The 26,088-nt window shown below is 50.6% G+C and carries 17 protein-coding genes and 2 pseudogenes; 18 read left to right on the plus strand and 1 reads right to left on the minus strand.

Annotated elements, in window-relative coordinates:
* Positions 1-214: 214 nt before the first annotated feature.
* Positions 215-481 (minus strand): annotated as a pseudogene (locus AOU00_RS27155) (GNAT family N-acetyltransferase); the annotation flags it as partial.
* Between the two features lie 197 nt (positions 482-678).
* On the opposite strand from AOU00_RS27155, the gene AOU00_RS17840 reads away from it, so the two are divergent.
* From AOU00_RS17840 to AOU00_RS17925, 18 genes and pseudogenes are all read left to right on the plus strand, one after another.
* The gene (locus AOU00_RS17840; RefSeq protein ID WP_061832049.1) at positions 679-4,707 is read left to right on the plus strand and encodes a DUF5695 domain-containing protein; all 4,029 of its coding nucleotides are present in this window, start codon (positions 679-681) and stop codon (positions 4,705-4,707) included.
* A 134-nt stretch (positions 4,708-4,841) separates the two neighbouring features.
* Positions 4,842-6,140: an alpha-glucosidase/alpha-galactosidase gene (locus AOU00_RS17845; RefSeq protein ID WP_061832054.1), complete on the plus strand. Its 1,299-nt coding sequence runs from the start codon at positions 4,842-4,844 to the stop codon at positions 6,138-6,140.
* Between the two features lie 13 nt (positions 6,141-6,153).
* Positions 6,154-7,980, plus strand: a complete 1,827-nt coding sequence (locus AOU00_RS17850) for a cache domain-containing sensor histidine kinase (protein ID WP_061832050.1) — start codon at positions 6,154-6,156, stop codon at positions 7,978-7,980.
* 16 nt (positions 7,981-7,996) lie between these two features.
* On the plus strand, positions 7,997-9,589 hold the full coding sequence (locus AOU00_RS17855; protein ID WP_069291228.1) for a response regulator: 1,593 nt from the start codon (positions 7,997-7,999) through the stop codon (positions 9,587-9,589).
* A gap of 123 nt (positions 9,590-9,712) precedes the next feature.
* Positions 9,713-11,068, plus strand: coding sequence for an ABC transporter substrate-binding protein (locus AOU00_RS17860; RefSeq protein WP_231109528.1), 1,356 nt, complete (start codon positions 9,713-9,715; stop codon positions 11,066-11,068).
* A gap of 32 nt (positions 11,069-11,100) precedes the next feature.
* On the plus strand, positions 11,101-12,006 hold the full coding sequence (locus tag AOU00_RS17865) for a carbohydrate ABC transporter permease (protein WP_061832109.1): 906 nt from the start codon (positions 11,101-11,103) through the stop codon (positions 12,004-12,006).
* On the plus strand, positions 12,003-12,929 hold the full coding sequence (locus AOU00_RS17870) for a carbohydrate ABC transporter permease (RefSeq protein ID WP_061832102.1): 927 nt from the start codon (positions 12,003-12,005) through the stop codon (positions 12,927-12,929). Before AOU00_RS17865 ends, AOU00_RS17870 begins: the two co-directional genes overlap by 4 nt.
* A 166-nt stretch (positions 12,930-13,095) precedes the next feature.
* Positions 13,096-14,205 (plus strand): M24 family metallopeptidase, encoded by a 1,110-nt coding sequence (locus tag AOU00_RS17875; protein ID WP_061832103.1) that lies wholly within the window; start codon positions 13,096-13,098, stop codon positions 14,203-14,205.
* A gap of 68 nt (positions 14,206-14,273) precedes the next feature.
* On the plus strand, positions 14,274-15,800 hold the full coding sequence (locus AOU00_RS17880) for an Ig domain-containing protein (protein WP_061832104.1): 1,527 nt from the start codon (positions 14,274-14,276) through the stop codon (positions 15,798-15,800).
* Between the two features lie 47 nt (positions 15,801-15,847).
* Complete coding sequence (locus AOU00_RS17885; RefSeq protein ID WP_061832105.1) at positions 15,848-17,056, plus strand: NAD(P)/FAD-dependent oxidoreductase; 1,209 nt, start codon at positions 15,848-15,850, stop codon at positions 17,054-17,056.
* A complete protein-coding gene (locus tag AOU00_RS17890; RefSeq protein WP_061832106.1) occupies positions 17,053-18,054 on the plus strand; it encodes a proline racemase family protein in 1,002 nt (333 codons plus the stop codon). The genes AOU00_RS17885 and AOU00_RS17890 overlap by 4 nt, the downstream gene beginning before the upstream one ends.
* Before the next feature lie 63 nt (positions 18,055-18,117).
* Positions 18,118-19,005, plus strand: coding sequence for a dihydrodipicolinate synthase family protein (locus AOU00_RS17895; RefSeq protein ID WP_061832107.1), 888 nt, complete (start codon positions 18,118-18,120; stop codon positions 19,003-19,005).
* A gap of 15 nt (positions 19,006-19,020) precedes the next feature.
* A complete protein-coding gene (locus AOU00_RS17900) occupies positions 19,021-20,457 on the plus strand; it encodes an aldehyde dehydrogenase family protein (protein WP_069291229.1) in 1,437 nt (478 codons plus the stop codon).
* A complete protein-coding gene (locus tag AOU00_RS17905; RefSeq protein WP_069292078.1) occupies positions 20,450-20,767 on the plus strand; it encodes a (2Fe-2S)-binding protein in 318 nt (105 codons plus the stop codon). Before AOU00_RS17900 ends, AOU00_RS17905 begins: the two co-directional genes overlap by 8 nt.
* Positions 20,764-21,099 (plus strand): (2Fe-2S)-binding protein, encoded by a 336-nt coding sequence (locus AOU00_RS17910; RefSeq protein WP_023987257.1) that lies wholly within the window; start codon positions 20,764-20,766, stop codon positions 21,097-21,099. The genes AOU00_RS17905 and AOU00_RS17910 overlap by 4 nt, the downstream gene beginning before the upstream one ends.
* A 5-nt stretch (positions 21,100-21,104) precedes the next feature.
* Entirely contained in the window at positions 21,105-22,319 is a 1,215-nt protein-coding gene (locus tag AOU00_RS17915) for an NAD(P)/FAD-dependent oxidoreductase (protein WP_069292077.1), read from the plus strand.
* Positions 22,320-22,404: 85 nt separating this feature from the next.
* Positions 22,405-24,705 carry a glycoside hydrolase family 127 protein gene (locus AOU00_RS17920; protein ID WP_069292079.1) on the plus strand — a complete coding sequence of 767 codons (2,301 nt, stop codon included), beginning with the start codon at positions 22,405-22,407 and terminating at the stop codon, positions 24,703-24,705.
* 439 nt (positions 24,706-25,144) lie between these two features.
* Positions 25,145-26,085: pseudogene (locus tag AOU00_RS17925) on the plus strand (copper amine oxidase N-terminal domain-containing protein).
* The last annotated feature ends 3 nt before the right edge of the window (positions 26,086-26,088 follow it).

Consider the following 26,088-nt stretch of genomic DNA (forward strand, 5'->3'; position numbering starts at 1 on the left):
ATTCATATTCATAACAGACACCCACTTCACATCTTTATTATGCACCAGATGACAAAGCGATCGTTATCCCGTTCGTGCCAAATGTTTGCCTAATCCTCTCACTACCACCTATTTAACAGATAAATATGGACTATAATCGAACTTTAAAGAATGACGGCACGGGGAGGATCAAATGTCTGAAATAATCACTAAGCAGCAAATACCCCATACCCTATCCCCAAAATTCTTTACATACGCAGACTCCAAATTCTACCTTAGGAGCGAATCTATTAAATAAATACCCTCGCATCTGGAAAACCCAACGTAACGATTCCCCACTACAGCAACTCAAAATAAATTTATCAATTTCACGGTGTCCGTTTGTATAACCTGATCAAACCTCGATATATCTAAAAATGCCTCCCTTGCTCTCTATCTAAATTTCCTGTCTCTCCATCCTCTGTAATCTTAATTCAGATAAATCTGTCGTAGCTTGGTTGATTGCCGATCTAACAGTATCCCTCTATTAGGTTGAAATCCTATATAAATCGGTTGAAAATGTTGATTTTACCAATGGACAAGGATTTGTACAATAGAGTTGTAGCGCTTACATTTCCAAGGAGGTTGCGGCGAAATGAAGAGAATTCAGCTGATTGGCAAACAAATCAGGACCCCGAGATCCAAAAGGAGGCCGTGTTGATGAAATTTAAGGGAATATTGGCGGCATTTTTGTTTTTAACCACAGCGTCTGTGTTGTTTGGGACGCATACGGCAGAGGCCCATGAACTATCCAATGACAAGCTGACGATTCAGACAGGCGAGCATGGCGAAATTTCATCCATACGTATCAAGGGAGATGCTTTCCCGACAGAGTATGTCATGAACGCAACGGTAACACCTGAACAGAACACCGCAGATCATCAGTGGCTAGGGGAGCTGATGTTCACGTACCGATTGGATGGAGGCAGCTGGACGAAGGCATGGACGAACAAGTCGGCAGATGCACGTAAGATCACAACCAGTGGGAACCGTGTCACTGTCACGTACGAGAATTCTACTCATGCAGAAGGCATACGCAATTTTAAAGTCATCGAAACGTATTCGGCAGAGTCGAATGGTTCGGTGTTGTGGAATATACAGGTGCAGAATACAAGTGGGAAAAAATTGGAGATTGGCGATTTCGGTTTGCCTCTGCCTTTTAATGAGCAGTGGACCAATGGTGATGCGATCTACGAAACTAGAGTGGTGACGCATTCCTTTGTCGGCAATAACAGCTCCTACATCACAGCTGGGCGTCCCAGCGGCATTGGTTCTTCCCTGCTGCTGATTCCTGATTCCACAACGGGTGCGGGCTTTGAGTATCAGGATCACTGGCGGGATGAGGAGCATCCGGGCAGTAAATGGGCGTGGAACCCGGCTAACGAAGGCAAATGGCTGGAAGGACTCAATGTATTTTATATTCATTCCAATGTCATCAAGTCCACCAACCGGGGGTATTTGCCCAATACAAGCCTAATCCTGAATCCCGGTCAAAGCAAAAACTATGGTTTCAAGTTTCTGGCGGTGAAGGACGAGCATGATGTAAAAGATACGTTGTACCAAGAAAACTTGGTAGATACAACAGTCGTACCGGGTATGATCGTGCCTACGAATCAAAAGGCGAAGGTGGACCTGCGCTCCAAGCAGGCGATCAGCAAAGTAACCTATCCAGACGGAACCGCTATTCCGCAGACGGATAGCAAGGCCGGAGGACATCACATTTATGAACTGAAATTTACTAAGCTGGGCCCGAACTTCATAACGGTAGAATACGGCAACGGTAACAAAACGGTGTTACAGTTCTATGCCATCGAGCCGATTGATCAAGCGCTGCAACGGCATGCTACATTTATGGTCGACAAAACCCAATGGAATGTACCGGGTGATCTGCGCGACAAGGTATTTGACGATTGGATGATGCATACCAAATCCAAACGCAACATTTTTAACGGCTATTGGGGCTGGGGGGATGATTGGGGTCTGACCCACGGACAGTTCCTGGCTGAGAAAAACACACTGTCTCCAGTCGCCAAAGAGGTGCGGGCAGTAGACGATTATTTGGAGACGGCAATTTGGACGAATCTGATGAACGGACATCATGAGGATTATTTAATTCATGATTTCTTGATGCCGGAACCGAACGATACACCGACCTATCGAGGGTATGCGTATCCGCACGTATACAACACGTATTTCAGCATGTACAAGATTGCCAAGGAATACCCGGATCTTGTCACTTACAAGCATCCAAAGGAAACCTATTTGCTGCGGGCGTATAACATTTTCAAAGCATTGTATGAAGGGCCAGTCGCGTACAACTGGGAAACAGGTTTGATGGGCGAACTGACCACACCGGATATTATTCAGGCACTTCATGATGAAGGCTATGATGATGAAGCGAATGATCTTAAGGAAAAAATGGATCGTAAATATAACAATTTTAAAAATACAAAGTATCCTTACGGTTCTGAATATAGCTATGACAATACAGGAGAAGAGGCTGTATATACGTTAGCCAAACAGAATATAGATACAGAGGGCGAGCAAAGTAAAGCCCTGGAAATGATGAGTAAAATTAATGCCAAAACCCGTGCGGCACGCGGTCATATGCCCGTATGGTACTACTACACCGATCCGGTGACGATTACCGGGGAGAACTGGTTTAACTTCCAGTACACGACTTCGCTTGCTGGATATGCGATGGATGACTGGATTCGCCATCATGAGGACAATCACCGTGAGGAACAACAACGGTTGTCTTATGCAGCTAAAATTGCCAATGTTGGAGCGATTAACTCCGGGCAAATCAGCTCGGACCCTGAGAACATCGGGGCGGTCGCATGGACTTATCAAGCGGAAAAAGGCAATAACGGCACGAACGGCACTGGCGGTGGTAAAAATGTTCCGCTCTTTAACGGCTGGCGCGGCATGAGCGGTGAGGCTGATCTCGGATTGTTCGGTGCGCTCAAAACGTTAAGTGCTGATATCGCGATTGATCCTATTTTCGGATTGACGGGCTACGGTGCAGAGGTGAGCAAAAACGGCAACGTGTATACGATCAAGCCGCTGGACGGCCTGTTCAAGCGCATCAATCTGATCACGGAAAAGCTGTATATCGAGCTGGAAAAGGACCAATATACAGAAGCCAAGCTGGCAACATCCAAGGATTACGTATGGCTCCAACTGAAAAATCAAACACCGGGTCAAGCCCATTCCACGTACGTTACATTTGACGGTTTGAAAAAAGGAACGTATTTGGTTAAAGTAGGCGGTCAATCACAAGGGAAGTTTAATGCGTATGCGCCTTCCAACAAGCTTAAATTGGAGATTGGTACAGCATCCTCTTACACGGTAGAGCTGACACCAACCACACCTGATCCGAACAAAGCACCTGTCGTGGATGCCGGCAAAGATTCGAAGGTAAAGCTGCCGGATCAGATCATTCTGAAAGGCACGGCTACGGATGATGGGCTTCCGCAAGGAAAGGTGACAAACGAGTGGAGTCTGGTTGAAGGACCACAGGACGCGAAGGTCACATTCAGTAACAAAACATCGCTGCGCACGAAGGTGGACGTTTCCGAGCCGGGAACGTATGTGTTCAAGCTGACAGCCAGCGATTCTCAGTTGTCAGCGGAGGCTAAAGTAACGGTGGTAGCTGAACCGGCGGCTCCGTTACTTGAACAGCTTGCAGCTTACAAGTTTGATGAAACAAGCGGTTCTGTAGTTGCGGATTCATCAGACAGCGGTAATGATGCTGCCGTGAAGGGGACGGCTGCATGGGCTGCGGGTAAAACAGGCAATGCTGTCAGCCTGAACGGCAAGGACAGCTATGTGCAGCTTCCGGCGGGTATTGTCAGTCGGGCACAGCAATTGACCGTATCCGGTTGGGTTAAAGCGAACACCCTGAGCGATTATGTGCGGATTTTTGACTTTGGCTCCGGGACGAATGAATATATGTTCCTGACGCCTAAAGCAGGAAATACCATGCTGTTTGCCATTACCAACCAAGGCAACGGGCAGGGACAGGAGCAGACGATTGAAGGCCCTGTACTGCCGACAGGCGTATGGAAGCATGTTGCGGTCACGCTTTCGGGTTCCACAGGTATTTTGTACGTGGATGGAAAAGAAGTGGGACGCAATACCAACTTGACCTTAAATCCTATCAGTCTGGGTCAGACCAAAAATAATTTTATCGGCAAATCTCAGTACCCTGATCCATATTTCAATGGTCTGGTGGATGAATTCCGTATCTACAGCCGTGCTTTGAATGCAACCGAGGTGGCAGGTCTGGCCTCCGGTACAGCACAGAATCTGGCGGCAACTGAGAAAATTACCGCGTTAAAAGAAGTAAATGTAACGACACATGTCGGTGAAAAACCGGAACTGCCAAGCGTAGTGGAAGCTACGTACGGAGAAAGCTCCACTAAATGGGTGGCTGTGGAATGGGAGGATATAGCCCCTGCACAATATGCTGCTCCAGGTTCGTTTGAGTTGAAGGGCAAAGTAGAAGGGACAGAGTTAAAGGCAATTGCGAAGGTAACCGTGATTGAGGCAGGAGGGGCTGCGGCTCCAGCGGTAACACCGGTTAGCCCGGAGACTTTAGTAACCCCGCCAACTACGACACTCTCGGTAACATCTGCCTTACCGCCTCGGCCTGTTAGCTCCGCTAAATCAGCGGGGGTATCCTGAATGGGAGGCAACAACGCATAGTTATGAGTAACCTTTCCCATCGTCACTTTCCTCCTGTAAAGGGGAGAGTGGCGGTGGGTATCCTTGCATTTGGAGTGCAAAGCTGCGAACAAAAATGTGAATGGGGGAAAAGTATGAGCAAGATTACATTTCTGGGTGCAGGTAGTACGGTATTTGCTAAAAATGTGCTTGGCGATTGTATGTTGACGCCTGCATTGCAGGGCTTTGAACTGGCGTTGTTCGATATTGATCCCATAAGGCTGAAAGATTCGGAAAATATTTTATCCAATTTGAAAAAAACAACAGGGAGCACCTGTGTGATTCGCTCTTACACTGACCGTAAGGAAGCGCTGCGCGGAGCGACCTATGTGGTAAACGCCATCCAGGTAGGCGGCTATGATCCGTGTACGATTACGGATTTTGAAATTCCCAAAAAATACGGCCTGCGCCAAACGATTGCCGATACGGTCGGCATTGGCGGTATTTTCCGCAATTTACGTACAATTCCGGTGATGCTCGATTTTGCGGCAGATGTGCGCGAGGTGTGCCCGGATGCATGGTTTCTCAACTACACGAATCCGATGGCTGTGCTGACGAATGTGATGAATGTTCATGGAGGTGTCCGTACGGTAGGGCTGTGTCATAGCGTGCAGGCGTGTATACCGGAGCTGTTTAAAAGCCTCGGGCTGGAGCAGGAAGGTGTAAAGGCAAAAATCGCAGGCATCAATCATATGGCGTGGTTGCTCGAAGTGAGCAAGGACGGTGTGGATTTATATCCTGATATTAAAAAACGAGCCGCCGCTAAGCAGCAGGAAAAGCATCATGATATGGTGCGCTTTGAAATGATGCTAAAATTCGGCTATTACATTACGGAGTCGTCCGAGCATAATGCGGAATATCATCCGTATTTTATCAAACGGGCATACCCTGAGCTGATCGAGCGCTTCAATATTCCTTTGGATGAATACCCGCGCCGCTGTGTGAGCCAAATTGAACGATGGGAAACGATGCGTGAGGAGCTTTTGGGCAATCAGGATCTGCGTCATGAACGGTCAAACGAGTATGCCTCTTATATATTTGAGGCGATCGAAACGAATCAGCCTTTTGCCATTGGCGGCAATGTGATGAACACAGGCTTAATTACCAATCTGCCGAAGGAAGCCTGTGTGGAGGTACCTTGTCTGGTGAATCGTAACGGGGTTACGCCAACCTTTGTCGGGGATTTGCCACCCCAATGCGCTGCGCTGAACCGGACGAATATTAATACCCAGCTGTTAACGATTGAAGCTGCAATCACCGGGAAAAAGGAGCACATTTATCACGCTGCTATGCTGGACCCGCACACGTCCGCAGAGCTGTCCATGGATGATATTGTTTCTCTGTGTGATGACCTGATTGCAGCCCACGGGACATGGCTCCCAGCCTATGTGTAAGGGAGGCAGATGAATGGGAGGCCGGGGTCGTCAAAAGTTCGCCGGGATTCCTACAATCCGTGGGAAATTCATTGTACTGACGCTGGTACTCACCGTCATTCCGATGGTGGTACTGACCTTTACCTTTTACCGGATCGCGGCCCATTCCCTTGGTGAGAAGTCGGAGGCACTGGCTATGCAGTCCCGGCAAATGAGTGAAAATTACGTCAATGCGACGCTCTCCGATTTGAATGATCTGACCAATTCCATTCTCAGCAATCCTGATGTGCAGTCTACGCTGGAGACCAAGCCGGAAGATGATTATGAATATTTACGGAACGATGAAACACTCAGTATGGTGGTCCGTACGCAAACCCAGACCAAGCCGTATATCACGTCCTCTCTCATATATGCCGCCAATGGCGGGCTCAAGCATTCTCTCTATCAGGGGAATGTTTCGGTCCGTTTTGGCGGCCTTCCTACATTAGAGGAAGCACGTGTGTACTATCGCCGCCTGCTCGCTGAGCGGCCCATGATGTGGATGGCTCATTCGCCGTTTGAATCCGGACGCGGGATAGCGGAGGATCGGATCTATGTGGGGAAGCTGCTTCGAAAAACGACTGGAGATTATGCACCCCTCGGATTTTTGCTGCTGGAAATCGACAAGGCCAGTCTGTTTCGGGGGCTTGCTTTTCATGAAACAGACGGCAATACCCAGATGTGGGTGCTGGATCAGGAGGGCGAGCCTGTATACCGATTGCCGGAGCAGGGGGTTGCGGACCAAGCGCTATTGCGGCAGATTGCCAAATCGGCTGTGGATAGGCCTGTGCTTACGAAGGACTGGAGAACATGGAACGGCCGCCAGACGATGATCTCTTACGGCCCGTTAAATGAAGGACAATGGACGCTGCTGCAAAAAGTCGATCAGTCTGTGCTGTTTGAGGATGCGCGGAAAATTGGTGCCTGGACCATCTGGACTTTTTTGATTGCATTGATGCTGGGCTGGATGCTGTCTTATCGGCTAAGTGACACGATTCGTCGCCCCCTGCTTCAATTGAGCCGATTGATGGCGGTCGATGGGAGTGTGAACGCTGCAGGCTCAGCCCAAGCTTTCGAAGCTCCTACTTCCGTTGTTTTTAATCCTAAGGATGAGGTGGGGCAGATCGGGCAGCGTTTTCTTCATATGATGCAAAAAAATCATGAACTGTACGGTCAGGTCTACGAAGCATTGCTGTCGCGTAAGCAGGCTGAGTTTCGCGCGCTTCAGGCGCAGATTAATCCGCATTTTTTGTACAACACGCTAGAATCACTGAAGGGAATGGCATTGGCGAATGGGCAACGGGATATGGCAGAGGTAATCGGAGCCTTTGGTAAATGTTTTCGCATTTCGCTAAGTTATGGCCGAGAGCAAATCAGTTTGGGACAGGAAGTCGAGCATGTAAGCGCCTATGTGAAGGTGCAGCAGTTCAGATTTAGGAATTCGTTCGAGTGGATTTGCGAGGTCGAGGAGGATATTTGCGGATTTTATGTACCCAAACTAATCCTCCAGCCACTCGTCGAAAATGCTATTTACCACGGCTTAAAAGGGCGCACCGACCGTGGCTATATCATGTTATCCGGTACAAGGGAAGGGGATATGTTGCGTTTGACGGTCAGTGATGATGGGGGCGGTATTGGAGCCGAGCGTCTGAACGATATCCGGAAGTCGCTGGATGCGGAACGGGGGAATGCTATTGGCTTTGGGTTGCGCAATGTGCATGAACGTCTTCGGCATTATGGTCCGCAATATGGACTGTCCGTGACAAGCGAGCCGGGTCAGTACACCTCGGTTACTTTACTGGCACCCATTCGAACCGAATAAGAAAGGGGAGGATGGCATGTACCGGCTGCTGATTGTGGACGACGAATATCATATTCGGGAAGGACTGAAGCTGATGGTGGCGGAAAGTAGTCTGTCAGTGGAAGTCAGTGATGTGGCGGAGGACGGCGCAACGGCATTACGTTTGTATACGGAGCAGCGACCGGACATGATTTTACTGGATATTAATTTACCGGATATGAGCGGACTGGACGTAGCAAAAACCATTCGGGAAAAGGATCAGCAGACCCCGTTATTATTCCTGACAGGGTATGAATCTATGACGTATATTCGTCAGGCAGTTTCGCTTCAAGCGGTCGATTATTTGCTCAAGCCGGTGACCAGCGGGGATTTCGAAGCGGCATTGAGCCGGGCTGAGGATCGCATTGCGCAATGGCGAAGAAGCGAGGAGGAAGCCATTCACCGCCATCGTTCATTGGAGCCATTGTACAGGGAGCATCTACTGCTGGATTTGCTCCAGCAACGGCGTCCTGCAGCCGAGGTCATCCGGGAGATGGACGGGCTGAGATTTTTCGGCGAGACGAGTGGGCCGCCTTATACTGTGCTGTGCTGCGAGCTGGAGGAGGCGTCGCAGCAGGAAGCAGCCAACACTAGCAAGCCATACGGTTCCATGCATAAAAGCAGCCATGTATTCGCCGGACTGGCGGGGGAGGCTGCGGCAGCAGCCGGGGCTAAGGCGCATGGTGCGGCGGTTTCCCGCGATCGGCGTGTTGTGCTGCTGGCGACGGCATCTTGCAGGGCGGCGGAGCGGACGGCACAGCAGATTCGGCAGGCCGTGCAGGAACGATTGAACCAGGGCGTGTCCATCGGGATTAGCCGTCCCGTACAACGGATGGAGCAACTTTCCGAAGCGTATGAGGAAGCTGTGCAAGCGGCGGAGCATCGGGGGTGGGTGGGCTATAGCCAGATCATTCCCTATGAGAGCATTCAGGCGGCCGAGCCGAATAGCAATCAATTACTGGAGAAGGAACTGCTGATGATTACGGAAATTCGAGCGGGCAATGATGCTGCCGTACATGCCATTTTACAGGAATGGTCAGGACAATTGGCGGGCTTGCCTGTCAAGCAGGTGAAAATGATTGTCACTCAGCTCGTCCTGTTCGTCATGCGGATCGTCCAGAGTGATGCATCTGTAGGACAAACGTCCATGCAGGAGCAGGACCCGTTGTTGGAGCTTTCCCGATTACGGCATGGGCCCGAGATGATTGATTATGTATCGCGCTATTTTGTCCGAGTGGGCCGCCATGTCCGAGAATCACGCGAGAAGGGCATTCCACGCAAATTCCAACGGGCCAAGGAATGGATTCGCGAGCATCTTCAGGAGGATGGCGGGCTGAACCGTCTGGCAGAGTACATGAATATGAGCCCCAAGTATTTGAGTGCCCGTTTCAAGCAGGTTACAGGTGAAAGCTTCGCCGACTACCAGACGCGTGTTCGCTTTGAGCGAGCCCGAGAACTGCTGCTGGACCCGAATCGCAAGGTGGCGGAGGTAGCGGAGGTAGTGGGATTCACAGATACGAACTATTTTAGCATTGCCTTTAAAAAGCATACCGGACTGACCCCGACGGAGTTTCGTAAAACATTTTTGTAAACGCGCTGTTAAAAAAATCATACCAAAACAAAGAGAGTCTGGAGTCGTTGGGTGGTCGGCTCTGGGCTCTCGGCGCATAATAGGCTTGTAAGGAGAAACCAGTTCAGGAAGGGGCCGGTTGATTTGCTGAAACGAAGGTTACGGACATGGATGGCTCTCGTGATGACGGCGATGTTGACAGGGCTGACGGCTTGCAGTGGTAACGCTGGCGAACCGGCTAATCCCAATGCGGTCGAACTCAAGTTCATGTACTGGGGAAGCAATGACGAGAAGCAGGCGATGGAAAAAATGATTCAAAGCTTTAATGCATCCCACACGAATATCCGGGTGAAGGGCGAACATGTCCCTGGTGACTACACGACGAAAATTAACACGTTAATGGCTGCCAATCAGCTTCCTGATATCGCCTACCTGGGCGATTCCCTCACAATGAAATGGGCAAGTGAAGGCAGACTCCTGGATTTATCCTCTTATTATGACGAATATCCCGAATTAAAAAACAAGCTCAAATCCTCCTATCTCTACAGCGAACCTGGCAAGTCTATCGGAAATTACACCGCATTGGAAGTGATGCAGTTATTTTACAACAAGGAGTTGTTTACAGAAGCAGGGGTACCCGTCCCTCCGGCTGATCCTCAAAAAGCGTGGACATGGGATGAATTTCTGGAAATTGCCAAAAAGCTGACCAAGGATCAGAACGGCAAGCATCCGGGAGACAGTGGATTTGATCCGAAAAATATTGTGCAATACGGCTTTGCCTTCGGCAATGACCGCAGCTCCTGGGGGCCGCTTTTAGCGAGCAACGGTGGAGGTTTGACTGACAAAACAGGCAAGAAGTACACCCTGAACAGTCCTGAGTCGGTGGAGGTTTTTCAGAAGTTGCAGGATCTGGTTTTCAAGGAGCATGTTTCTCCTGATTTGATCCAACAGCAGGACATGCCGTCCAATACGATTCGGCTTCAGACAAGAAAGGTCGCCATGGTGGTGGACGGGACATGGTCCCTGCTCGATTTTTCGAACAACAAGCAACTGCAATGGAGTATCGGCGTTCTGCCGAAGCTAAAAGAGCCCAAAACGATGATCGTTGCGGGAGCCACGGTCATTTTCCAGAGCACCAAGCACCCGAAGGAAGCGCTCGAATTTTATTTGTACCATAACAATCCCGAAAAGGTGGATTTGTTCAAGTCCGGTCTGTGGATGCCTATCGAGGAAAAATATTATACCGATGAGCAGGCCATCCAGTCATGGACCAATAATGCCGCACATCCACCGGAATTTCAAAAGGCTGGCATTGAGTATGCCAGAGATTATGCGATCAAGCCGTCCACTTCGACCCTTCGCAACTGGCCTGATATCGGTTCCAAGCTGACCCCAGGGCTGGATCTGATTTGGACGAACAAGAAGACGCCGCAGCAGGCGCTGGATGAACTGGAGCCTATCATTCAGCCATTGCTTCAAGGAGTATACCCGGATGAATAATGCGGCGGACAGCTGCGAAAGGAGAACAGCCCATGAAGCGACCAAAATCAGGAATGATGCGCATGGAGCGAAACTGGGGTCTGCTATTCGCGCTTCCTGCCATCCTCGGATTAATGATATTTACAATTGGACCGATCGCGGCCTCGTTCGTATTCAGCTTAACCGATTGGACGATTGGCGGACAGATGACCTTTATCGGATTGGACAATTATCGAACCATTTTGACTGAGGATGCTACCTTTTCCCAATCCATGTTCGTGACCACATATTATGCACTGGGCAGCGTACCTCTAGGCTTGGCGGCAGCTTTTATCATTGCGCTGTTATTAAATCAAAAGGTGAAGGGTTTGTCGGTGTTCCGTACGATTTATTATTTACCTACCATTGTGCCGAGTATTGCCAACACGATGCTGTGGCTATGGATGTTCAACCCGGATTTTGGTCTGTTAAATTCGCTGCTGGAGAGCGTTGGACTGCCGGGGAGCAAATGGATTTATGACGAGAACACTGCAATACCCTCGCTAATCATGATGAGCACCTGGGGGATCGGGAACACGGTCATTATCTTTTTGGCGGGACTTCAGTCGGTTCCCACCCATTTGTATGAAGCAGCTGAGGTAGACGGCGGCAATAGGTGGCATAAATTTTTTCACATTACCATTCCTTCGATGACACCAACCATTTTCTTCAATCTGGTCATGTCTTTAATCAGCACCTTTCAGGCCTTCAATCAGGCATATGTTATGACCAACGGGGGACCTAATAATTCAACCCTGTTCTATGTGTTCTACTTGTGGCGTACGGCCTTTACGGAGACTAAAATCGGCTACGCCTCAGCGCTGGCCTGGATCTTATTTTTCGTCATCATGGTGCTAACGGTTCTGATTTTCTCCACATCCAAAAAGTGGGTTCACTATGAAGGAGGGGAACGTTCATGAATCAGGTCACTTCTTCTGTCAATCCTTCAGAAACACCACAACATCCGCTTCCACAGCCTGAACGCTCCCGAAGTCCTGCTACCGCCACCCGTTCCAAACCATTCCCAATCAGCCGTGTTGTACTGTATATCGTTTTAATTATAGGCAGTGTTTTAATGCTGTTGCCATTCGTATGGCTCATTCGCAGCTCACTGATGGGAACATCCCAAATTTTCGTGTTCCCACCAGAGTGGATACCCTCTCCTTTTCAATGGAGCAATTACCCGGAAGCGCTGACTTCAGTACCGTTCGGCAGGTATTTTATGAATACGTTCATCATTGAGGTATGTGTGCTGGCAGGAGTGATGTTGACCTCGATTATATCGGCGTTTACCTTTGCCCGCCTGCGCTGGCCTGGACGTAATCTGATTTTTTCCCTGCTGATCGGGTCGATGATGCTGCCTTACGCGGTGACGCTGATTCCCACTTTCGTGATGTGGCGTGAGTTGGGCGGGCTGAATACATTTCTGCCGCTGATTGTTCCTGCATGGTTCGGTGGAGGGGCATTTAACATCTTCTTGATGCGACAATTCATGCTGACGATCCCACGCGATTTGGACGAAGCGGCTTATATGGACGGAGGTACGCCTCTGACTGTTCTATGGCGCGTCATTATTCCTTTATCTTCACCTGCATTGATCGTGATCGGAATATTTACATTTATTGATGTGTGGAATGATTTTTTGGGCCCGATTATTTACTTAAGTGACGAAAAGCATTTTACGCTAGCGCTGGGGCTGGCGACTTTCCGGGGATTAAACAATACCAACTGGCCTTACCTGATGGCGGCTTCCAGCACGATTTTGGCTCCCATCGTCCTGATATTTTTTATCGGACAACGCTATTTTATCGAAGGCATCACATTGACAGGGATTAAAGGCTAAAAGGAAGCTGGGACGCGCTGATGTGCTTGAAAAAGAGACGGAGAATTGGGCACAGGACTTACGGGAATGCGGCAGCGAGAAGAGCATACATGTGTTCAAAAGCAAGTGGAGTGTGTGTTCTAAGGCATATGCCCTGAAAAGAGATGTGGAATAAGGAGGCGTACGAGTGAAAGAGGAAGAGAGTAAAAAGACAAAACCGTTACAGGGTGTTCCTGGCAGACTGGCCCGGTTACGCTCGGAATTCCCGGCTCTAGGGATAGATGCACTGCTTATTACACATGGGCCAAATCGAAGATATATGACCGGGTTTACAGGCTCCGCTGGAATTGCGCTTGTTACGCAGGAAGAGGCTTTTTTAGTGACGGATTTCCGCTATATGATGCAGGCAACAGATCAGGCAACGGAATATTCAGTGATTCGGCATGAGGCGCAAATTTTCCAAACCGTGGCCGACCTCACAAGTAAATTGGGTGTCCACAGACTGGGTTTGGAGAGCCGTCATGTCTCACTTCAACAGTCGGGACAGCTTCAAGCCGCGCTAGGCTCGTTGGAGTACGTACAAACGGAGGATGTCATTGAACGGCTGCGCGATGTGAAAGACGAAGAAGAGATTCGCACCATTAGCGAAGCTGCGCGTATTACCGATGCTGCCTTCACGGAGGTGCTGAATTATATTCAGCCTGGGGTTACAGAGCGACGGATTGCGGCGGAACTGGAATATCAGCTCCGGCTCGCAGGCGCGGAATCAGGCGGTTTTGCGTTCATTGTCGCTTCAGGCGAGCGTTCGGCGCTGCCGCACGGACTGGCCAGTGACAAGGAAATTGGTCAGAACGAGTTCGTCACAATGGATTTTGGCGCAAATGTGCGTGGTTATCTGTCCGATATCACGCGTACCGTATTCGTAGGCCAGCCCTCGGAACAACATGAGAAATTGTATGCCATTGTGCTGGAGGCAAATATGAAGACGATTGCAGGGCTTCGCCCCGGCATAAGCGGTCGGGAGGGAGACAGTCTGGGACGGGATGTGATTGCCTCTTACGGCTATGGGGAGCAGTTTGGTCACGGGCTGGGCCACGGCTTTGGTCTCGAGATTCATGAGCAGGTACGTCTGTCCCGCGAAAGCAAGTCGGTGCTCGTACCAGGTCATGTCCTTACTGTGGAACCGGGCATTTATATTCCAGGCTTCGGCGGGGTTCGGATTGAGGACGATGTGCTGATCACAGATGACGGTGTCAAGGTTCTGACCTCCTCGCCCAAGGAGCTGCTTTTGTTATAAAACGCAGTGGCGCTATAGGTAACTATCCATAGTTTGTAAATCATCCAAAAACGAGATGGAGGGATCGAATGAACACGTATAAAAGATGCACCAAAATATGGCTGACCACGCTGGCAGCTTCTCTCATAGTGGCTTTGACACCAGCTATTCCTGGGCAACAGACGGCTTATGCCGAAGCGGAGTCGGATGTAAAAGTCATCGACATCTTTAGTCGGACGGTGAACGATTATGGTATAGATCTGGTTGATTGGCAAGGATACCTTGCCAACCCGTATGTAAAGCTTAAAGTGAAGCCGCCAGCGGATGCTGCTTTTCCGTTAACGGTTACGTTAAATGCGCAGGGCACGTCCCGGCTGATGATGGATCTGCCAAGTACGTTGTCGGCGCAAGGTGCAAGCAAAACGCTGACTTTTGCCAATGCACAGGAGGAAAAAGATTTCCGGCTAGCCATCCATCCTGACCGGATTGGAGGAAACGGTGAAATAGAGAACTATACGCTGTCTATGTCCGTTGCTGGAAATGATGGTCACACGACTACTCAGTCCATTCCGATTCGCGTGCTGGATCAGGACGATAATAAAGAACCCACCGTTCCCCTCCATTTTGACTACAGATTCGATACGATCAGGCCTTATTTCAATGATGCAGCTACCAAAAAAGCCGCAGAGCTGGCGGTGAAGGACTGGTTCTATTTCTTTGATCTGGCGCCGTTCGATGAGGTTCCTGCCAACGCGGAGGTAAACCATCTGCCAGGAGACGATTGGCAAAATGAAATACAGGTGACAAATGATAAGCCCTATAAAGGCATGTGGGTATTCATGAGAGGGCTGAACGGGCCTTATTCTACGGGCTTTCCGGCCACGAACGGCAATTATCATACACGTAACGGTGTGACCGTCCCGGGGAATCTGAACCGTTCCTATAGTCTGATTCTGGATTTCTATGATGATGCGATTCCATTCACATCCGTGGACGATGAAGAATGGTATCAATCCGATCTGTCCAAAGTGACGGATGTGCATGGGCTGATCATGCATGAATTCGGTCATGCGATTGTATTCAGCGACACATTTCCGGGTGTCAAAGCGCTGAAGGAAGCGGCGGGCAATGACCCGGATATTATGGCTTATCAGCACAGACCAGCCGCGCTGGATAACAGCTATCATCTCTCTGGAGAGCTTGCAGAAGTCGACAGATTGAGCGGTCAAAATGGAGGCTGGCGCCATCTGTTTCCGACCCGCCGTTGGATGAACACGAAGCTTTCGCTACTGGTAGCAGAAAAAGCAGGCTGGCCGCTGCGTAAGGACCTGACTCCTTTCCTCGCGCCAGAAATCATGACGAAGGAACTGCCAGCACCCGTCAAAGGCAAAGCGTACACGGCCAAGCTGGAGGCCAAAGGAGGCGTACCGTTTTACGATTGGACGGTGACAGCTGGTCAACTGCCCGCAGGCTTCACACTGGACCGTTTTACAGGAACGATTAGCGGAACAGCAGGCAGCGGAGCAGGCAACAAGACGTATACGTTCACCGTACAGTTGAGGGATTATGATGAGCTGAGCAAGCCTGTGACACAAAGCTTTACGCTTAAGCTGTAAAAAATACCTCTCAAACAGATTAAAACGGTCGAAGGGAGGGGAAGCGAATGAAACATGATACCGCGGATCTGGTCATTGTAGGCGGTGGAATCATCGGTACAGCCATTGCTTATTATGCGGCTAAGACCGGTATGAAGGTCGTGCTGGCTGAGCGAGGGGAGATTGCTGGAGGCACTTCGTCCCGTTGTGATGGAAATATATTGGCAATCGATAAAGAGCCCGGTTTTGACAGTCGAATGTCGTTGGTATCGCAGGAGCTGGTGGCAGAGCTGGCTAGGGAACTGGAGGATGAGTTCGAGTATCGTGCGCCTGGCAGCATTCTGGTCTGTGAAAACGATGAGGAGATGCAAGCAGCTGAGCAATGGGTAGCCCGTCAAGAGCAGGAAGGACTTCCATTTCGCATGTTGGATCAGCAGGATTTGCGAGAGGAATGGCCGCATTTAGCCAAAGATTTGCCGGGCGGGCTGGAGTGTGCGACAGATTCCACCGTAAATCCGGTGTTGATGACGTATGCGCTGGCCAGGGCCGCGCGTCTTATGGGAGTGAGGCTAATGCCCCGCACACCGATACAATCTGTCCTTCAGGACGAAGGGGGAAACGTCCGCGGGGTAGAGACGCCCAATGGCGCTATCCATGCAGGTGCAGTGGTATTGGCGGCAGGTGTGTGGACACACAGCATCGGTCATTCACTCGGTTTGGACCTTCCGATCATGCCGCGCAAAGGACATATACTGGTGTCTGCCCGAATGCCTTCCATTGGGAACCGTAAGGTAATGGAGTTCGGCTATCTGATGAGCAAGTTTGGCGGTCAGCGGAGTGTGGATGAGCTTTATGAAAAATACGGTGTAGCGCTAGTATTCGAGCCAACCGCATCCCAAAATATTCTGATCGGCAGCAGCCGTCAGTTTGTCGGTATGGACACACGTGTCGATCAGCAAGTGATTCGCTTAATCGCCCGCAGAGCCATTCGTTTTTTTCCTGCTTTAGCCAATGTACCGCTGATGCGGGCGTATACCGGCTTGCGTCCATGGACACCTGATCATTTGCCAATTGTATCAGCAGTGGACGAAGTACCGGGGCTGTATATCGCTTCCGGTCATGAGGGGGATGGCATTAGTCTTGCGGCGGTGACGGGGAAGCTGGTGACTGAAATGGTACGGGGTGAATCCACTTGCATTCCGGTGGAGCCGTTGCGATATGACCGATTTGGCGAGGCTTTTACCAGCCACGAGGTTCACGGGGAGGTAACCGGATGAGTGTAACGGGCAGAATTACTACCATTGATACCCATACGGGAGGCAATCCGACGCGGACGGTCATTCACGGCGCGCCTAAGCTGGTAGGTCATACGATGCTGGAAAAAATGACTTATATGGCAGCACATCATGATGATTTTCGCCGTTTGCTGATGTTCGAGCCGCGAGGGCATGAGGTGATGTCGGGCTGTATTTTAACAGAACCTTGTCATCCAGATGCAGATATGGGTGTGGTTTTTATAGAGACTGGCGGCTATTTACCGATGTGCGGTCACGATACGATTGGAGTATGTACAGCGCTGATGGAAGGCGGGCTGATTGCTGCGGATAAAAAGTCTATATTGCTGGACACTCCGGCAGGCCCGGTTCAAGTGCGGCTGGAGGTGGAAGCGGGCAAGGTGCGACAAGTAACGTTCACAAACATCCCTTCTTTTGTGTATCGCCGTGAGGTGAAGGTCCAGGTAGAGGGTATCGGGCAAGTCACGCTGGATATTGCGTATGGAGGCAACTTTTACGGCATTGTAGAGGCGGCTTCCATCGGTCTTGCACTGGAGCAGAGCAATGGGGCCGAAATTGTACGAACAGCGGTACAGATTCGGGAGGCAGTAAATGCTGTTGTTGAGGTAGTACATCCTGAGAATCCGGTTATTCAAGGATTGACACATATTGAATTTTACGGGGAGCCTGTGGCTCCACAGGCCGATTGTCGCAATGTCGTCGTCATCCCACCGGGAGGGATCGATCGTTCCCCTTGTGGCACAGGAACCTCGGCCAAGGTAGCGGTGCTGCACGCCAAGGGAAAGCTGGGCTTACATGAGCCGTTTGTACATGAAAGCATCACAGGCTCCATGTTTCGGGCTGAAATCGTGGGCGAGACGCAGATAGGTCCTTATCCGGCAGTCATTCCACAAATTACAGGCTCGGCTTGGGTGACGGGACATCATCAATTTGTGTTGGACCCCGAGGACCCGCTTAAAGAAGGTTTTTTGCTGATGTGAGCATTTTGCATCAAACCCGAATGCTGAATATGAAAATAAAGATGGGAAAGGGTTGGTGAGCATATGGCACGTTTTGAAGGTGTATATGTGGCCTTGGTTACACCGTTCACGGCAGAGCTGGAGGTAGACCATAAGCGTCTGACCGAGCTGTGCGAGCATCTGATTGCAAGCGGCATTAGCGGACTGGTTCCTACGGGATCGCTGGGAGAATATGCGGCTTTGTCCCCGGAGGAACGGTCGCAGGTTGTGCATACCGTAATTGACGCTGCGGCAGGGCGTGTCCCGGTTGTTGTCGGCTCGGCGGCTCCGTCTACCAAACAGGCGGTGCATTGGATTCAGCATGCGAAGGATGCTGGGGCTGCAGGTGTCATGGCACTGCCGCCCATTAATTATAATCCACTGCCTCACGAGGTAACGGCCCATTATGAAGCATTATCGGAGGTGGGCTTGCCGATCATTGCGTATAACAACCCCCATGATTACAAGGTTGACTTGACTCCAGATATTCTTGCGGACTTGTCGCGAATTGAAAATATCGTAGCAGTCAAGGAATTTTCCGGTGATGTACGGCGTATTCACGCTATTTTGGATCAGACAGAGCTGGAGGTCATGGTCGGAGTAGATAATCTGGCGATGGAGGGAGCATTATTCGGCGCGACAGGCTGGATTTCGGGGGTACCGAATGCGCTGCCCAAGGAAGGGGTAGAGCTGTTCCGACTTGCGCAGGCGGGCAATATGGCGGAAGCGTCCGCGTTGTATCGCAGGCTACTGCCGCTGTTCCACTATGATGCCAGCCCACAATTAGTACAGTCTATCAAATATATGATGGAACTGGCTGGATTTCCGGTCGGTCCGACACGTCCGCCCAGACTTGCGCTGCCGCAGTCGGATTATGACCGCATTCGCGAAGCATTTGGGGTGGCGGTTCGTCCAAGCGAAGTATCATCCTGAATGGAGGTGAAGACGATGGAGAGCCGAAATTGGATCGGCGGTGAGTGGCTGAGCCCTTCCGGCGAGGAAATGGTGGTTCACAATCCTTCGGCCTTGAAGGAGGAGGTGGGAGTCGTCCATTTTTCAGAGACGGACGATATTACACAGGCCGGGGATGCGGCACGGCTGGCTCAGACGGGCTGGGCCGCGCTAAGTCCCGCAGCGCGGGGAGCTTATTTGTTCAAAGCAGCCGGGTTACTAGAGGCAGCATTACCTGAATTGGCTGAGCTGGCCAGCCGTGAGATGGGCAAGCCGATTACCGAGATGCGCGGAGAGGTCATGCGAGGTGTCCATCTGCTCCGGTACTATGCGGCAGAGGGCGTACGTTCCATCGGTACAGTCATTCCTTCGAATGAGCCGGGAGTGCTCCAATACACGAAGCGTATTCCGCTGGGGGTAACGGCTGTCATTACGCCGTGGAATTTTCCGGTAGCTATTCCGCTATGGAAAATCGCCCCTGCACTCTTGTGCGGAAACACGGTCATCTGGAAGCCTGCCGAACATGCTTCATTAACTGCAGTACGGGTCGCCGAGCTATTCGAGGCGGTGCAGCTTCCGCCCGGTGTACTGAACTTAGTCATTGGGCAAGGTAACCGCATTGGCGATGCCTTACTGGAGCATCCGGTACTGGATGCGGTCAGCTTCACGGGTTCTACTGCTACAGGTTTGGGCATTGCGGGACGATGTGCACGCCGTAATATCAAGTACCAGACCGAAATGGGCGGTAAAAATGCCGCTGTGGTGCTGAAGGACGCGGATGTAGCACAGGCGGTGGCGATGATTGCCAGCGGAGCTTTCCGTTCAGCCGGGCAAAAATGCACGGCCACCAGCCGGGTAATTGTGGAACAGTCTGTCTATGAGACGTTCACGGAAGCCTTACGCCAAGCGGTGGAAAAAATCCAGATCGCCCCTGCACTGGACCCCAGTGCGTATCTTGGACCTCTGGCATCCGCAGGTCAGTATGAGAAGGTCATGTCCTATATATCACTCGCCCGCCGGGAAGCCGACATTTTGGCTGAAGGCGGAGCCACCGCCGGGACGGAGAACGGGTATTATGTGCGTCCACTGGTCGCGACTGGACTGAATTCGTCCCATCCTTTGATTCAGGAGGAGATTTTTGGGCCTGTGATGGGGGTCGTGCAGGCGGACGACTTCGAGGATGCGATTCGACTGTGCAATGATTCTATTTATGGATTAAGCGCCTCTCTATTCACCCGCGATTTGCGGCTGGCTCATCGGTTTCTGGATGAGGCGAACGCCGGTATGGTCCGGGTTAATCAGGAGACGGCTGGTGTTGAATACCAGGCTCCGTTCGGCGGTCTGAAGCAATCCAGCTCACATACTCGGGAGCAGGGCCAGGCGGCGCTGGACTTTTATTCAGCGATTAAAACCTGTGCGATCAGCTATGAGTAAACGGGCGACGGGACGAAGTGAGACGATTGGGAGTGCATCAGGTCATTTGCTCGTATGTCGCTGCGAAGAAGTGAGTATCGCACAGATGGAGCAGGCCTGCCGCATGGGCGGCGCGGACACCGTGCGCCAGCTTAAAATGGCTACACGGGTGACGATGGGGGCATGTCAGGGCAGGGTATGCCGACAGTTGGTGGAGTCATGGTTTTACAATCAGGTTCCTGCTGCCCGTCGGGAGGCGGAGCTGCTATCCCAAAGGCCTCCCGTGCGTCCCATAACGTTCGGGCAGCTGGCAGAGGGAGGTTCTTTATGAGCCGCATGCGTATTGTAAATCATCCTATTTTGGGACCAAAGCCGGAGCGGCGGCAGGTATCTTTTATTTTTGACGGTCGTCCCATGCAGGGATTGGCTGGAGAGCCATTGGCAGCAGCACTGCTGGCCAGCGGTGTCCGTTTGCTGAGAAGGCATGAGGAATCCGGTACGGCCAGAGGTGTATACTGTGCCATTGGGCATTGTAACGAATGCCGCCTGACGGTTCATCCGTTCGGTACCGTCCGTTCCTGCCTGACCAAGCTGGAGGAAGGTATGGTGGTGGAAACCGGACGGCAGCTTTCGAATGAAATCACAGGGAGAATTGTGACATGAATGAAATGGCGCATCTCATCGTCATTGGGGCGGGTCCCGCCGGATTGTCCGCAGCGGTATCGGCTGCTGAGCAAGGATTGCCAGTCACGGTACTGGATGAGTTTACAGAGCCGGGTGGACGCATGCCCGGGCAATATCATGAGGAAGGCAGTCAAGGCTGGTGGGTTGGAAAACACGTTTCGGATGAGTTGATTACCCGTTGTAGGGAACTTAGGGTGGACATTCGCTGCGGCGTTTCCGTACATGGTATGGAATATACAACGACGTGGGAAATTTCCACTTCCTGTGGATTGTTCACTGCGGATTACGTATTGCTGGCGACTGGAGCTGCCGAAATTCCCGTTCCGCTGGATGGCTGGACGCTACCGGGCGTAATGTCTATCGGGGCCGCGCAGGTGATGACCAACGTCCATTACGTCAAGCCGGGAGAACGCGGCATCATAGTAGGCATGAACGTATTGTCGATGGCGATTGCCCGCGAGCTGTCCGTCGCCGGGGTGAAGGTGGCGGCGATTACACTGCCGTGCGCCAATCCGCTGGCTGGTGCGGCGGCAGATCCGACAGCCTCCGCGAAGCTGCTGCTTCAGCTGTCGGGGCTGGCCCCTGCCGCCTGGATGCGTGCAGGCGGCAGGCTGGCAGCTGCGATGCGGATGGAGAAACTCATCGCGTGCTGCTATCCCCACAGAGGCTTCCGTCTGTGGGATATCCCGATCCGTTTGCGGACGGCGGTGCTGTCCGTCAACGGGCAGGACCGGGTCGAATCCGTGACCCTGGTCCACGTTAAACCGGACGGCTCGCCTATTCCCGGCAGCGAGCGCGTCGAACCCGCCGACTTCGTGGCGCTGAGCGGCGGCTTGTATCCGCTCGCTGAGCTGGCGGCGGTAGCCGGGTGCAAATTCGTGTACAGCCCTGAGCTAGGCGGGCATGTTCCACTGCATGGTGAGCGAATGGAAACCTCGCTCAAAGGGTTGTATGTTGCCGGCAATATTACCGGCATCGAAAGCGGGCTGGTCGCGATGGCCCAAGGTCGACTAGCCGCCGCTTCCATGCTCCATGCCGCTGGACTCGGCGGAACAGGCGGAGAACAGCGGGTGCAGGAGGCGATCCGTGGGATCCATTTTGCACGGAAGCATGCGCTGATTCAGTTTCATCCCGGCATTACAGAGGCGAGAAAGCAGCTGTACCAGCAGTGGGAGCAAACCTCTGGCAGTGGCGCGTAACGGCTCGTTGTGTCTGATATGCGTTTTTTATCCCAAATTCGCCTTAAAGGAGGAACGGAAAGTGACTCTTAAAGCAAAAGCCCATATGAAAGCAAGGCCGTTCGCACTGAACGAGGTGGTATTGGCTGAAGGTCCCTTCAAACAAGCGATGGAGCTGAACCGATCTTATCTGTTGGAGCTTCAACCAGACCGCCTGCTGGCGCGTTTTCGGGAATATGCCGGACTTGCGCCCAAAGCGCCTCAATATGAAGGCTGGGAAGCGATGACTATTTCCGGCCATACACTGGGACATTATTTGTCCGCTTGCTCCATGATGTATGCTTCAACAGGCGATGAGCGTTTTAAAGAAATCGCACATTATATTACGGATGAACTGGACGTTTGTCAGGCGGCGCATGGTGACGGATATGTGGCAGGAATTCCAGGGGGAAAGGAACTTTTTGAAGAGGTGTCTGCTGGAAATATTCGCTCGAAGGGCTTTGACCTAAACGGTGCATGGGCCCCCTTGTATACACTACACAAGTTATTCGCTGGCCTGCGGGATGCGTACCATTTGACAGGCTGTAATAAGGCATTAGATGTGGAGCGTAAGCTGGCAGACTGGCTCGAAGGAATTATGAAGCCGATGAGCGATGAGCAGATGCAGCAGATGATGTTTTGCGAATATGGAGGCATGAATGAGGTATTGGCCGATTTGTATGCGGATACCGGGGAAGAGCGCTACTTGTGGCTGGCTGAGTGCTTCTGGCACAAGCTGGTGCTGGACCCGCTTAGCTCGCAGGAAGACTGTTTGCAGGGCATTCACGCCAATACACAGATTCCAAAGCTGATCGGGCTTGCCAAGGAATATGAGCTGACCAATGATACGAAACGCCGGGCAACGGTGGAGTTTTTTTGGGAGCGGGTGGTGGATCATCATTCGTATGTCATTGGGGGGAATAGCTTTGGAGAATATTTTGGAGCGCCAGATGGCTTGAATGATCGCATCGGGCCTCATACGACGGAGACATGCAACACCTATAACATGCTTAAGCTGACCAATCATCTGTTTCAATGGAATGTTTCCGCCAAGGAAGCAGACTTTTATGAGCGAGGTCTATTCAATCATATTTTGGCCTCGCAGGACCCGGTTCACGGAGGCGTAACATATTTTCTGTCGCTGGCGATGGGCGGGCACAAGCATTTTGAAAGCAAATTTGACGATTTTACGTGCTGTGTCGGCACAGGGATGGAAAACCATGCGAGCTACGGCAGCGGCATTTATTTTCACGATCACGATAAGCTGTATGTCAATCAGTTCATTGCCTCCACGCTGGAATGGAAGGACAGAGGCGTTACGCTAAAACAAAACACTTCCTATCCAGAGACGGATCATACGACGCTGGAGATTCAATGCGATCAACCAGCTCCATTTACGCTACTCATCCGCTATCCATATTGGGCTGAAAAAGGAATTACCATTCGTGTAAATGGTAAGGAGCAATCGGTTGTATCGGAACCGGGCAGCTTTGTCTCTATCGCCAGGACGTGGATTGATGGTGATGTTGTAGAGGTGACAATTACGATGTCGCTGAGGCTGGAGCAGATGCCGGATAATCCGGGTCGGGCGGCTGTCATGTATGGACCGCTGGTGCTGGCAGGCGACTTGGGACCCTTGGAAGATCCTAAAGCCAAGGAGTTTCTGTACACACCCGTATTCATTCCCAAAACGGAAAAGCTGGATGCCTGGATACAGCCCGTGGAGGGCAAGACGAATACGTTTCGTACCTTGAATGCAGGGCATCCCCGGGATGTGGAATTGTCTCCTCTGTATAAAATGCATGACCGTACGTATTCCGTATACTGGGACATTTTTACGAAGGAAGCTTGGCAGGAGGCGGAACAGGAATACACAGCGGCACGCGAAAAGCTGGCGATTCTGGAGCAGTGCACGATTGATTTTGCCCAACCCGGAGAAATGCAGCCGGAGCGGGATCATAACTTCCAGGGAGATGCTTCGACTCGCACCGGATATGTGAATAACCGACCTTACCGGAATGCGGGAATTGATGGCTGGTTTTCTTTTGATTTAAATACAGATCCATCTGCTCCGATGCTGTTGGTCATTACCTACACAGCTACGCTGGAAATGCCTAACTGCGGTTTTGATATTTTGATTAACGGTCATCTGCTTGAGCATTTTAGTGAAGGTTTTGATGAGGCCGATAAGTTTTACAATATTAATGTCGCTATTCCGGCTGCATATCTGAAGGGGAAGGATCAAGCGACGGTGACCTTCAAGGCCAAGCCGGGACAGCGTATTCGCAGATTGTTTGGGCTGAGGATGGTCAACAAGGACGTGTATGAGCAACTCTATCAAGCTGGAAGTTCAGGTATACATGAATGATCTTTGAAATGTTTCGTGAGAGAAAAGTAACGTTTGATTTTTAGTCCGGTATGATTTATGATGTAAGAAATATTGGATGATGCTGGAATAATCCATATGGTGGTATGATCTGATATATTCATAGTTTTGTTGCGCGTGAAGCACACGGGCTGTTTCTTCCTTCATAGGGGAGAGGCAGCCCTTTTTTGTTGATATTTTGCGGAAATATAAAACTTTTTAAAGAGTCAGTTCTATGATTTAGGGGGGAGGGGGTGCTCAATAGAGTCTATTTGTTTGGAATGCTTTGTATTAGAAGTTTTTCTTATAGATTTTGTAATAGGGAAACCCTATAATATATAAGTTGTATCCAGTATTTTCCGAAAGTGGGGATGCGATAAGTTTATGAGATTAGAGATGATATACATAGTTTAAAGTTTAAGCTGACAAAGGGGATAGAGAGATGAGTATGAAAAAATGGATGTTGAGTTTGACCGCAGTCACGTTGCTATGGGGGCGACAAGTACGATTCCAACGACGGAGGCTGCAAGCAGCACCAAACCCATTGAAGTTTTGTTAAACGCGAAAAAAATACAGTTTCCAGATGCCAAACCTTTTCAGGATAGTAACGATTATGTGATGGTGCCGATTCGTTTTGTATCCGAAGCGCTAGGGGCTAAGGTAGGCTGGGAGAAAACAGGCGGTCAATTGGCTGTGTCGATTAAAAATGATGCACATGCCGTTAACATGACAGTGGGTCAAAATACCGCTACCGTGGATGGGCAGACCAAAACGTATGAGACAAAGATTATTTTGAAGCAAAACCGTACTTTTGTGCCACTGCGGTTGGTAAGTGAGGGTCTGGGGCAGACGGTAGAGTGGGATAAGGTCAGCCGCTGGGTCTGGATTGGGAAGAAGGAAGTTGCTGCGCTGGAGGATACGGGGCATAAGGCGGTGAGTATTGAACCGTATAAGAAACTATTTGCTAAAGACCCGTTTTTGCTTAAAAATCTAAATGGTCAAGAATACACAAAAACTATAATTTTTAAGTATTCGGATCTTCCAATCAAATTATTGCGTGATGTGTATTCAGTTGAACCATACACCTTAAAAGGGGTTCCTTACTTGAAAGTCAGAATTAAAACTATATCTACAGCAAGCCCATTGTTCTATGTCACTAAGAGTAAAGATACGAGATACCGTTATCCTATGGATGAACTTACCCAAGATAACGGGGATGGGACAAAAATGATTTTCTATAAAATTTATTCTTCGGCTGACGAAATGTACTATGGCATCAAAGATTACAAATCATTTAAACTCCAAGACATTCAATACATTGGTTTTTATGGCGCATCGATAGATTATATACCGCTAATGATCAGCCCTTGGAAAGGTAACTAAAGC

Source organism: Paenibacillus polymyxa (assembly GCF_001719045.1).
GTDB lineage: Bacteria > Bacillota > Bacilli > Paenibacillales > Paenibacillaceae > Paenibacillus > Paenibacillus polymyxa_B.